Annotated in this window: 8 protein-coding genes and 5 tRNA genes; all 13 read right to left on the reverse strand. The window is 32.3% G+C overall.

The features are described 5' to 3' along the window. Positions 1–42 precede the first annotated feature (42 nt). Positions 43–1,446, reverse strand: a complete 1,404-nt coding sequence (locus ACZ42G_RS10085) for a phosphodiester glycosidase family protein (protein WP_464850330.1) — start codon at positions 1,444–1,446, stop codon at positions 43–45. Positions 1,447–1,822: 376 nt separating this feature from the next. Beyond that, positions 1,823–3,250, reverse strand: coding sequence for an amino acid permease (locus tag ACZ42G_RS10090; RefSeq protein WP_464850331.1), 1,428 nt, complete (start codon positions 3,248–3,250; stop codon positions 1,823–1,825). 36 nt (positions 3,251–3,286) lie between these two features. Further along, on the reverse strand, positions 3,287–4,477 hold the full coding sequence (locus tag ACZ42G_RS10095) for a pyridoxal phosphate-dependent aminotransferase (protein ID WP_464850332.1): 1,191 nt from the start codon (positions 4,475–4,477) through the stop codon (positions 3,287–3,289). Positions 4,478–4,495: 18 nt separating this feature from the next. Then, positions 4,496–6,025: a phosphoenolpyruvate carboxykinase (ATP) gene (pckA, locus tag ACZ42G_RS10100; RefSeq protein ID WP_464850333.1), complete on the reverse strand. Its 1,530-nt coding sequence runs from the start codon at positions 6,023–6,025 to the stop codon at positions 4,496–4,498. Between the two features lie 51 nt (positions 6,026–6,076). Next, positions 6,077–7,069: an asparaginase gene (locus ACZ42G_RS10105; protein ID WP_464850334.1), complete on the reverse strand. Its 993-nt coding sequence runs from the start codon at positions 7,067–7,069 to the stop codon at positions 6,077–6,079. A gap of 301 nt (positions 7,070–7,370) precedes the next feature. Further along, on the reverse strand, positions 7,371–8,435 hold the full coding sequence (locus ACZ42G_RS10110; RefSeq protein ID WP_464850335.1) for a M24 family metallopeptidase: 1,065 nt from the start codon (positions 8,433–8,435) through the stop codon (positions 7,371–7,373). A gap of 148 nt (positions 8,436–8,583) precedes the next feature. Further along, on the reverse strand, positions 8,584–10,104 hold the full coding sequence (yjeM, locus tag ACZ42G_RS10115; protein WP_464850336.1) for a glutamate/gamma-aminobutyrate family transporter YjeM: 1,521 nt from the start codon (positions 10,102–10,104) through the stop codon (positions 8,584–8,586). A 658-nt stretch (positions 10,105–10,762) separates the two neighbouring features. Next, positions 10,763–10,836: transfer RNA gene (locus ACZ42G_RS10120), tRNA-Cys, on the reverse strand. 6 nt (positions 10,837–10,842) lie between these two features. Further along, positions 10,843–10,918 (reverse strand) — tRNA-Gly (locus ACZ42G_RS10125). A gap of 9 nt (positions 10,919–10,927) precedes the next feature. Then, positions 10,928–11,003, reverse strand: a tRNA-Phe gene (locus tag ACZ42G_RS10130). 11 nt (positions 11,004–11,014) lie between these two features. Further along, a tRNA-Asp gene (locus ACZ42G_RS10135) sits at positions 11,015–11,091 on the reverse strand. Positions 11,092–11,098: 7 nt separating this feature from the next. After that, positions 11,099–11,171, reverse strand: a tRNA-Val gene (locus ACZ42G_RS10140). 138 nt (positions 11,172–11,309) lie between these two features. Further along, the gene (locus ACZ42G_RS10145) at positions 11,310–12,473 is read right to left on the reverse strand and encodes an SIS domain-containing protein (RefSeq protein ID WP_464850337.1); all 1,164 of its coding nucleotides are present in this window, start codon (positions 12,471–12,473) and stop codon (positions 11,310–11,312) included. Between the last annotated feature and the right edge of the window lie 36 nt (positions 12,474–12,509).

A 12,509-nucleotide genomic window follows, 5' to 3' on the forward strand; every position in this document is an offset into this window, starting at 1 on the left:
TCGTGTTTTTTATTCAGTCACTAAATATATTATATCACACCATTATTTGTAGAATATAAGTGCATTGCTTAAATCTCTACCTGGCTTTGTTAAATACTCACCTTTAAAATAAAGCCCAGAAGAAGCACCGCCATCAAGATTCATTGCATCGTATGCGCCTAATTCTTTCATTATCTGTGCCAACTGATACACCGTAATCTCTGGTGTAGTCACAAGAAGAATGTCGCCTTGTGCCGTTACTCCAATAGCGCTTCTTGCGTATGATAAGCTTACGATTTTATCCTCTGTAAAACCCTCTCCTATAGGATCTACACTGACCACACCATCTTTAACGAGGGTAGGACCTGCTCCTACAGCCTCAGTGACATCAGACCAATCAACTGGATTTCCACCATCATTTGTAAAGTTGATTTTATACTCAACTGTCTTTCCTACATTGAATACTTTAGCCAAGTATTCCTCGCTGCCATTGAGATTTATGACATATCCATCTGCAGGAATATTTACATCCTGGTTTTCTTCAATATCTTTGACCACACCATTTTCTACAACAATATTTATTCCATAGTTGAAGCCAAGGTGACTGCCCCACTCAGATGTAAATATATATACCGAGTTTGTAGAAGGTATATGATTGAAGCCATAAGCATACCAATTATTTGGCCAGCTATAAGAGCCATTAGTCCCACCTACAATACTTATCCTCAGCTTATCCATCTTCACCTGCCCGTCAGCCGTAAAACCAAAGACAGATCCTACATTAACTACATGCACAACTTTGCCATCTTTGATTATAGTATTCCACGGTACTGGATCTCCACCATAAGCATTAAAAAATGTACCGTTTATTGCAACATCTGCATTGTAGTATTTAGCCATGTCATATAGGCTCTGCGTAGTACCTATCTGATTATTCGCCAAAATAACAGCAGGTTTATATGGCGAGTTGTGAGGTATTCTCACACCTGTCACAACAACGCCATCAACTTTCTGAGTAAAGCTTGTGGCGTCTAAGCTATAATCGACCGCTTTAACATAAATATGTGAATTATTAAAAGGGATAGCAGCAATTTGCGTATCATCATCCCATTTGACTTGATTATCACCAATCAATTCAGCCAAGAACCGAAGCGGCAAAAAGGTTGAACCGTCTTTTATTATAGCAGGCACCGGCATATCTTTACCTTCTCCGTTGACAACTGCATTTGTACTGTTAATCTTAATAACGATTTGAAGGCTGTCTTTTATGATTTTAACTGTTTGTGTATCACCATCCCATTTTACATCTGCCCCCATGCTCTGAAATACACCTCTGGCGGGTACCATCATATAGCTATTATTTTGATATGTATACAAAAAACCATTGTAGTATGTGTCAGCGTAAACATGTGAAGTAGATATAAAAACCAAAATCAAAAGTACAATAATTTGTAGAAATTTTTTCATATCAATTGGAACAACTGTTATTTAAGTGTTATTCCTTATCCTCCTCTCCTTTTTATGGATATGATTTACGCAAAATTATAATTGTTATAATACTTTATGAATTATTCGACACATTAAAAAAAATTCCTTCTTGATTTTTGAAAATCTGATTTTATTTTTTATTCATTCAATGTTATATTCAAAAACATTGCGATCTTTATATAAACATTAAAATTTGCTAGAAAGGCATTTTGCAAAATGAATGCTTAGAGACGGCATTACAACAAGGTTTTATGCAAGTAAAATCATAAGACCGCTGACATTATTATTAAATTATGTTTGTCAGCAGTCTGATATACTTATATTATAACACTGGAATGTTTTTCTATATAAATTATTAATTGTTAATTTTCGTAGGCGTAATTGCTGATGTAATACGCGTTATTATAAATCCTACTATTATTAATAAAACAGGTCCACCGTAATCCTTTAATATAGGTATTATTGCTTCACTGAAGCTCTTAGCATCGACAAAATCTCCCCAGCCAGCGCCAAAAAATGCAAATATCCCAAGAATAAGGACTATTCCAGAAGCTATAATAACTATTGATTTCGACTTAAGCATCTCAAATGGAGCATGATTTCCTCTCATTCTGAAAGCCAGGTATGCTGCTCCAAGTACAATGTAAGGAATAACTAATGAAAGTGATGATAAGTTAGTAAGCAGTACAAAGAAATCATTTATTCCCTTTAGTCCTACAAGAGGAACTGCGATAAGTACAATAAGAACTGCACACTGAATCCATAATGCGTTAACCATAGTTCCATCTTCACGTTTTTTAGTTATAAATTTGGGGAATATGTCCTCTGGAACTTCTGAAAACATAGCTCTAAGTGGTGATTCCATCCAAACGACATATGCTGCAATAGAAGTTATTGTATAGATAAGTGCATATATTTGAACAGCAACTTTGCCACTTCCTAATCCCCAATTATGCGCAAGAATTTTATATACAATATATCCTGCATCCTTGAGTCCTGCTTTTGTAAGTACTTCCGGTGATGCAACAAAACAAACTGCAAGTGAACCAATAATATACGCCAAAGCTATAAATATAGTAGCTATAATGACACCTTTAGGAAAAGTTTTTCTTGGATTATCTACATCTTTAATATAAGTACCGGCTACTTCTGAACCTGCAACAGCTAATAATAACCATGAAAATGTCGAAAAATATGATGCATTAAATTGAGGAATAATAGTTTTGGCAGTAAAAGTAGTTGCAGATGGAGTTTTACCAATTATTACTCCAACAATAGCAAATACTATAAATATAACAGTTGTTGCTAAGGTCAGCTTTCCGCCAATATCACTAATTTTTGAGAACGTCTTTACACCTAATGTCGCTATATATGTTAAAACAATTACTAAAACTAGACTCAGGTAGACAAGCATAGCTGGATTTGTAAATCTGTTTTCACCAAATAAAGCCCACGATACCATAACAGGTATTCTTGCAAAAACCATTTGAAGATAAAAAAGGTTTGCAACAAAATAAGACCATGTACCTATAAATGCCCAATTGGGGCCTATCGAACTATTTATCCAAGTATAAATACCACCTTCTTTATCTTGATTTGCAGATGCTAACTCTGCAATCATAATTGATAATGGTAAAAAGTATAATAGAGATACAATAAGCCAAGATGGAATTGCAGCTGGTCCTAATGCAACAGCATTCGACGTAATATTATTAAATCCAAACGTTGGTACAAAAGTTAACATTACTAATGACCATAAACCAATTTTTTTCTTGCTATTCAAAATTTATCGCTCCTTTATTATAGAATATTTGCCGTCTTAAACCAACTTTTCTAAAGCACTTTTTATTCTTTCAAGACCAATTTTGATATTTTCAACTGAAGTTGCGTAAGATAATCTAATATAATTGTCATTTCCAAAAGGTTGTCCGGGTATTATTGCCACATTAGCTTCATCTATTAAATATTTAGCCATATCCAATGAATCATTTATAATAACATTTTTATAAGATTTACCAATGTAATAATCTATGTTGACATATACATAGAAAGCACCTTTTGGTGTTATATATTTAAGCCCATTAATATTATCTAGCAATGACAAAATTAAATTTCTCCTTTTATCAAATTCTTTTTTTATTTCATCTGTAAAATCATGACCTTCTTTTAAGGCAGCAATACTGGCATATTGTGCTATTGTATTTGGATTAGAAGTAGTATGGCTCTGTATATTGCTAATTACCTTAGCTATTTCTAAGCTTGATGCACTATAACCAATTCTCCACCCTGTCATTGAATATGCTTTTGACATACCATTTATCACTATTGTTAAATCTTTAATTTTTTCATCTATAGATGCAATACTTACATGCTTTCCTTCATATATTAATTTTTCATATATTTCATCAGAAATTATAAATATATTATTTTCAACAGCTATTCTTGCAATGTCTGATAACTCTTCTTTTGAATAAATTGCTCCTGTAGGATTATTGGGACTATTTAAAATTAATAATTTTGTTCTTTCAGTAATTAAACTTTCAAATTCATCTGCAGAAATTTTGAAATCATTGTCTATCTTTGTAGTTGCAATTATAGGTTTGCAATTAATCAACTTTACCATTTCGGGATAACTCACCCAATATGGTGATGGAATTATAACTTCATCCCCCGGATTTAATATAGCAAGCATGGCATTGAAAATAGAATGCTTAGCTCCGTTAGATACGACAACTTGATCTACTGCATAATCTAATCCATTGTCTAGTAGCAATTTTTTGCATATAGCCTCTTTTAATTCCATTATACCTGACGATGCAGTATATTTCGTATAATTCTTATTTAATGCATCCACTGCAGCATCTTTTATAAATTGAGGAGTAGGAAAATCCGGTTCTCCAGCTCCAAAACTAATAACGTCTATTCCTTGTGATTTCAATTTATTTGCTTTAGCTGTTATTTCAAGTGTTGCAGAAGGTGTTATTCCCATAGCACTTTTAGATAAAATCATATTCTTATCTCCCCTAACTTAAATACCGTTTTTAATATTATCTAATTTTAATTTAAAAACAGATAATAATTTGTTAGCACTTTCCAAATAATTCTTCTTGTCATCCCATGTTTTTAAGGGATCTAGCAATTGGCTGGGGACATTATCACAATTTTCTGGTATTAATAAATCAAATACCATATCTTTTTTAAATTTTGTCTTTTCTAATTTGCCATTTAAAACATTTTTGATTATTTCTCTTGTATATTTTAAATCTATTCTTTCACCAATCCCATAAGGCCCACCTATCCATCCAGTATTTATCAGGTAAACTGATGTATTATTTTCTGTGATTTTTTTCTTCAATAAATCAGCATATTTCGTGGGGAATGATGGCAAAAATGGTGCTCCAAAACATGGTGAAAATGTCGCTTGAGGCTCGGAAACTTCCTTTTCTGTTCCAGGTATTTTACTCGTATAGCCTAATAAGAAATAGTCAACTGCTTGTTCATTTGTCAATTTAGCAATTGGAGGTAATACTCCAAAAGCATCGGCTGTCAAGAAAAATATAATTTTAGGATTTCCGCCGATTCCATCTGTAGATCTTCTGGGAATATACTCAAGAGGATATGAAGCTCTCGTATTTTCAGTTATTTTACTGTTTATATAATCCGGCACATTATTCGTATCATAAACTACATTTTCTAAAATTGTTCCAAACTTGATCGCATTCCATATTTCAGGTTCACTATATGGGGACAAATTTATACATTTTGCATAGCAACCACCTTCAAAATTAAAAATTCCACGCATAGACCATCCATGTTCATCGTCACCAATCAAATACCTTTCTGGATCTGTTGATAAAGTTGTCTTTCCAGTTCCAGACAATCCAAAAAAAAGTGCTGTATCATTATTTGGCCCTACATTTGCTGCACAATGCATAGGTAGTACATTTCTTTTCAACATCATATAATTCATCATTGTGAAAACGGATTTTTTTATTTCTCCAGAGTATTTTGTTCCACCAATTAAAATCATTTTTTCTTCAAAACTTATGATGATAAATGCTTCAGAATTTGTTCCATCAACAATTGGATCAGCTAAAAAATCAGGAACGCAAATAACTGTAAAATCAGATTCTTTTTTTAGTTCATTTTCACTTTTAGGATTAATAAATAATTGATGTACAAATGCATTTTGATAAGCATATTCATTAATAACTGTAAGTTGATATCTATATTGTGGATCTGCACCAACAAAACCTCTAAAAACATATAGCTTTTTATTTCTTATATAATTAATGACTTTGCTATAAATTTTGATAAAATTTTCTTTTTCCATAGATTTGTTGTTTGCCCACCAAATATCATTATGAATAGACTCTTCATCTACAATGTATTTATCTCTTGGTGATCTTCCAGTGTATTTCCCTGTATAGACATCAAATGCGCCATTTTCTAATAATTTTCCTTCATTATTTTTTATAGCTTCCTCTATCAAATCTGAAACAGGCATATTATAGAGAATATTGCTAGAATTTTTTAAAACATCACCTATATCAAGCATAAATAATTCTCCTCTCAAGCATCATAAAGGTATATTAACATTGCAATGCTCTTAATATGCAGATTGAAACATTTTTTTAATTTCGTCATAATTACTTGAATATCCTAAGCTAAGCATTAATTTTATTCTTGCTTTAAGCCCATCGAGATTTTCACCCAAAATAGCTCCTATTGATACTAACTCTTTACCTCCACCCTTATATCCATAAGTATCAAGCACACGGCCAGTAAGACACCGGGAAACTATAACAACAATAACATTATTGGCAACTGCATATTTGATTCCTTCTACCATAGTAGGCGTTACATTACCTCTTCCTGTACCTTCAATAACTATTCCTTTATCTCCAGAGTCGACGCAAAACTTTATTAATTTGTCATCCATCCCAATTGCGGTTTTTACAAGGCTAACTTTCTCTTCTACTGTATCAGTTAAAATTTTTTCATGCGGCATTATGTCTCTGTAAAATATGACTTTGTCAGTATCCACAATTCCAACAGGACCTAACATCGGACTGCAAAAAGCATCCAAACTGCTGGTACTAATCTTAACAACTTCACTGGCAGCAAATATCTTATTATTAAACACAACTAATACGCCTTTGCCAATAGATTTTTCATCAATCGCAACTCTAATTGATGCCTTTATGTTATTTATCCCATCATACTCATCTTCAGAAATATTTCTCATTGAACCAGTAAAAATAACTGGTTTAGAAGAATTCACCGTTAAATCCAAAAAATACGCTGATTCTTCTAAAGTGTCAGTACCATGTGTTACTACAACTCCACATATATCACTTCTGTTTAACAGACTCAGAATTACACTCTTTAATTTTTTTAATAAGTCAATTGTAATATGTGGACTTGGGTAATTCCCAAAATCAACTATTTCTATTTCAACATCATCAAAATGATTATTAAACAATTTCATAATTTCATAACCTGTTAATGATGGAACGAAAGAATTTTTATCTTTGCTCATCGCCATGGCAATAGTTCCACCTGTAAATACAATTGCAACTTTTTTGCTCAAACTTTTCACCCTACTTCTTTAATTAGATTTATACCTTAACTACGCATTTCCATAGCTTCATATATTCTATTTAGAGATGTAATATATACACTTTGTGCGCATGTCTACTTTGTAGGCATTTGAAGTTTCGTAAACTTTTTTAAATAGCTCTATCATAATCTTTCACTGCCTATCTTCAACATTCAATGTCAAATAGTAATTGTCAAGATTTTGAACCCATTCAAAATATGTTGGTTTTTACCCAATAATTATTTTTTAGTGCAGTTTTTGTGCCAGCAAAGTAGCAATTCGTCATTCAAATTTTTCAACATCAAATCTCAATTAAATCTTTCGGTGAATTTGTAAGATCTAAAACATTATTTTCTTTTATAACTACCATATCTTCAATTCTGACTCCTCCAAAATTTGGTATATATATTCCTGGCTCAACAGTTACTACCATATTAATTTTTAAAATACCATTTTTATTTTTAGCCATAAATGGAGCTTCGTGTATTTCAAGTCCAACACCATGGCCTAATGAATGTCCAAAATATTTACCATATCCTTCATTTTCTATGATACTTCGTGCTAGATAATCTCCTTCATTTTCTTTTATATTTGCTTTTAAATTCTCTATAGCATATTTTTGCGCATTTAACACGATATTATATATCTTTTTTTGTTCTTCTGTCGCTTTTCCTATGACTATTGTTCTAGTCATATCTGAACAATATCCATTATATTTGCATCCAAAATCAAATGTAACAAACTCTCCATTTTCTATTGTTTTTTCCGATGCTTCACCATGTGGCAATGCAGATCTAAATCCTGAAGCAACGATAGTATCAAAAGACGTACCTTCTGCTCCCTCTTTTCTCATGTAGTATTCCATTTCAGCAGCTATGTCTATTTCCTTCATTCCTACTTTTATAACACTCAAAATATGTTCAAATGCTTTTTCTGTTATCTTCTGAGCATGTTTAATATTTTCAATTTCTTTTTCATCTTTTATTGAGCGAAATGACTCTATTATATTATTTAAAGGTTCTAGCTCAATTTTGTAAGTTTCCTTTAATATTGAATATATTTCATATGTCATATAATCGCTTTCGAAACCTAATTTTTTTATTCCCGATGAGTTAACGCATTCACTTACTGCTTTATACATATCACGATTATTATCTATTATTAGAAAACCATCTGTCTCAATTTTTGCCTGTTCAGTATATCTTGAATCTGTAAGGAAAAAAGCTTTATCTTTTGTTACAATTGCAACACTATCGTCTCCCGTAAAGCCGGTTATGTAAGTAACATTTGCCGGTTTTGATATATAATATCCATCTAAGTCATATTGGCTTAGCAAATCTTGTAATTTTCCCAAACGTTTATTCATATTAAAATCCCCTTCTTACATTTATTTTTAATATATTGACATATTTTCTAAATCCTTAAATATTTTTTCTTAAAGGGATAGGAAGTCTTCTATCCCTTTAAGTTATTTTTGTCAACCAATAATTTCGTTCTTTTTATGAATTATTAAATTAATTTTTTAATTCATTTTTTGCATACACTACATTCTTACTTTTCTCGTATCTTCTAAACATTAGTAAAGCTACAACTGTGAAAAACAATGGTCCAGCAATCATCCAAAGTGTTGAAGCTATATCTTTTGAAAATGCTGGTTCGATTATAGTGAAAATATTTGCAAATCCTACTGTGACTGACGTTAATACAGTCGCAATTATTACAGATGTTCTGCTTTTAAAGATTTCAAACGGTCTATTGATCTTTTTATTATTTTTAAATGACGGATATGCTAAGCACAAAAATACATACGGCAATGTCATTGCTACATTCGTCATTAGCACTATGCGAGCAAAGAAAACTTTTGCTATGTCTCCTCCAAATGATATGAGGAACAACATAACAGCAACTAACAAACATTGTATCCACATTGCATATTTCGGAACACCTTTATCATCTATTTCTGCTGTCTTTCCAGGCCATAATTCAGCAGGTGTGCCTTCAATCAGTTGTCTTAATGGCGCATAGCTAAGTGTAAAGAATGCACCCATTAATGATAAGAATACAGATAGCGCTACTATTCTAGCAGACCAATTTCCAATGATTATTGCTGTGCTTTTGCTTGCGCCTAAGCTTAATCCAATTTGATATCCAAAATTATTCATTATTACATACTGGGCATTTGCCATATTGACATTGTTAGACGCTAAAACACTATTCCACTTTGTAAATATTCCAACCAGGAATATTCCTAAAGAATACCCGATTGCGATTATTATAGCTGAAAACAATACGCCTTTAGGAAATGTCTTCTCTGCATTTTCCGTTTGATCTACGACACCGCCAACTACCTCTGTTCCTCCATACGCAAATATCGCAAATACTATGAATGACAAAACTGCAATCGGTGATAAATATGACGGATTCGGTGAAACTATAAACGATTTTAAAGATGTAATGGGTTCAGCTAATTTTCCTCCATTTGCTATCAATACAACAATTGAACCAAGTAAGAATATAACGTTTATAGCTAATACTGATGTTCCACCGATTGAAGCAATTTTCGATACCCAATTTAAACCTTTACTTGCTACATAAGTAATCAATATGATAAGCAATATTCCCATTAATCCAATAACTTGAGTAGAATTTAGTCCAAACAATCTAAGAGAAGAAGTTCTATCAGTTCCAAAAATTATATTTGAGATATTTATAAAAATCGTTGAACAAATGCTGACCATCCATACAACATATGATGCATACCACATGAAAGTACCTACAAAAGCGTATTTAGGGCCAACCGATCTTTCCATCCACGTGTATATCCCGCCGCTTTCTTCTTTAAAAGCCGCGCCAAATTCCGCCATCATAAAAGCATAAGGCAAGAAAAATGTTATTCCTGATAAAATGTACCACGGTATCGCGCTGTATCCCATCAAATAAAATGCTCTTGGCATATTGTTGAAACCAAAAACAGATGTGAAAATCATCAAGATAAGTGGCACCAGTGTCAACTTTTTCTTTGATTCATCGTTCATAATAACACTCCTTTCCTTTTGATTAAACTTTTATTCTATTTATTAAAATTTTTTAATTCAACTAAATTATAATACCTTCCTCGACTAATTGCAATACTATTTTGAATTGAATTATTAATTTTAATTTATGCAATTTTCTGTCTAAACTATCTAACCTTAATGGAATTTTTGTGATATGAAAAATATCTTCCTTGATTGCTTGAATAAGTTGTAATAGAAAATTTCAATAAGTTTTTAGAGATTTTTTATAATGCTGTATCTTCAATTAATATTTAACAGAAAGTATAAGTACGTTTGAATATTGAAAAACATTTTAACTTTTATTAAAATATTTTAATACTATTAAAATATAAAAAATTACATCAACTATTAAATAATGAATTCGATGCAAAGATCTCTCGATTTATATGTACAACATTATTGTCTTATACGTATTATATTCGACGTATTTCATCGAAATCCTGCTTAAATGCAATAAATAATTCATTAATATTTTAAATAATTTAATTTTGTTGCGAGATAATATTTGCATAATACTAAATGTTTTATAAATTCTTAGATTTGTATATGTTTATTTATATGTTAGCAAAATATGCTTTTAAAAACAAAATGCAAAAAAATAAAAGCCATGAAAGGCTTGATATCGCTTGATTAAATATGGAGGCGGCATCCAGATTCGAACTGGAGATAAAGGTTTTGCAGACCTCTGCCTTACCACTTGGCTATGCCGCCAAATTTTGGAGCGGACAACGAGACTCGAACTCGCGACCCTCACCTTGGCAAGGTGATGCTCTACCAACTGAGCTATGTCCGCTTAACTTAATGGTGCCTCGAAGTGGAATCGAACCACTGACACAGGGATTTTCAGTCCCTTGCTCTACCGACTGAGCTATCGAGGCTTTTAAATTTATGGCGACCCAAAAGGGGCTCGAACCCTCGACCTCCAGCGTGACAGGCTGGCGCTCTAACCAACTGAGCTATTGGGCCATAACAGTGGTCGCAATAGGGCTCGAACCTATGACCCCCTGCTTGTAAGGCAGGTGCTCTCCCAGCTGAGCTATACGACCAATTTCCGTGACAAGTATTAGTATACATAAAAAATGCCGATTCGTCAATATCCTTTTTTAATTTTTTATTTAGTAGTTGTAAATATCTAAAAACACCATCAAATACTTAGATGTATTTGATGGTGTTTATGTCAATTTTTAATTATAGTTATAAATTGTTACACCTTTCACAACCCTATTTACTCGTCCCTCTGGATTTGGGTTGTCAGGTGTTATACTCAGATTTAACGATTTATAAAATCCCAGCATCTGTGCATAAATAATGTATAAAGGTGTTAAAAATGCTTCATCCACTGTTTCAAAATCTTCTTTTAATCTAAATACATAATTTATCCCCCTTATCGATATATGACTTGGTAAAAATGCCATTAATTTCCTCTTGCCCGGTTCATTTACTATCTCATTTATTAAATCCAAATCGTATTTTTGTGTATAGACATCGTTTGAAACAAAGAATCCTATTAACGTAGTATCATTAATAGCAGATTTTGGTCCATGCCTAAATCCCAATGGTGTGTTTGAATTCGTATTAACATCGCCATGAGATAATTCCAAAGATTTTAGAGCAGCCTCGCTAGCACATCCTTTCAAACTTCCACTACCTAGGTATATTAGTCTGTCATAGTTATTTTTGGATATTTCCTCTATTATTTTGGAGTCTTCATTTATTATTCTTTCAGCCTCATCTGCTAACTTCTCAAATATATCTTTTTCATTCTCAATCTCTTCAATATGTGGTAGCATTAAGTCAGTCAAAAGCATACATGTGAAGCTGCTCGTCATAGCAAAGCCGTCATCATTAGATTCTTCTGGCATAAAAACATTTAAACAATTTTTCTTATCAATTGTACCTTTCGCCATTTTTCCATCTCTATTGCATGTTATATTCAAAAAATAAACATCCTTTATAATTTTTTCTGCAAGTTCTATCGTAGCTAAACTTTCGGGACTATCGCCAGATCTTCCATGAGATATAAGAAGAGTTGGTTTATCTTCAAAGAAGAAATTTTGAGGTGCAGCAACAATATCCGTTGTATCAATGGCCTCTACATCCATCTTAAGTTTTCTTCTTAAATAACCTTCGCTACTATCCCCAACAAAAGCTGATGTTCCTGCACCAGTTAAAATAATTCTTAAATCTTTTTTTGACAATATTGGATGTAAAAATTCAACAATTTTACTCTTTTGTCTTAATAAGATATTATAAAGTTCTCTCCACACTCGAGGTTGCTGCTCTATTTCTTTTGCCGTAGCATAACCTTTCTTTTCTTTTAATTCTTCTTCGCTTAGCCTAAGTAACATTTTAATTCCTCCTAATCTATAAACTATAATTTTCAC

This window comes from Thermoanaerobacterium calidifontis (assembly GCF_055381745.1).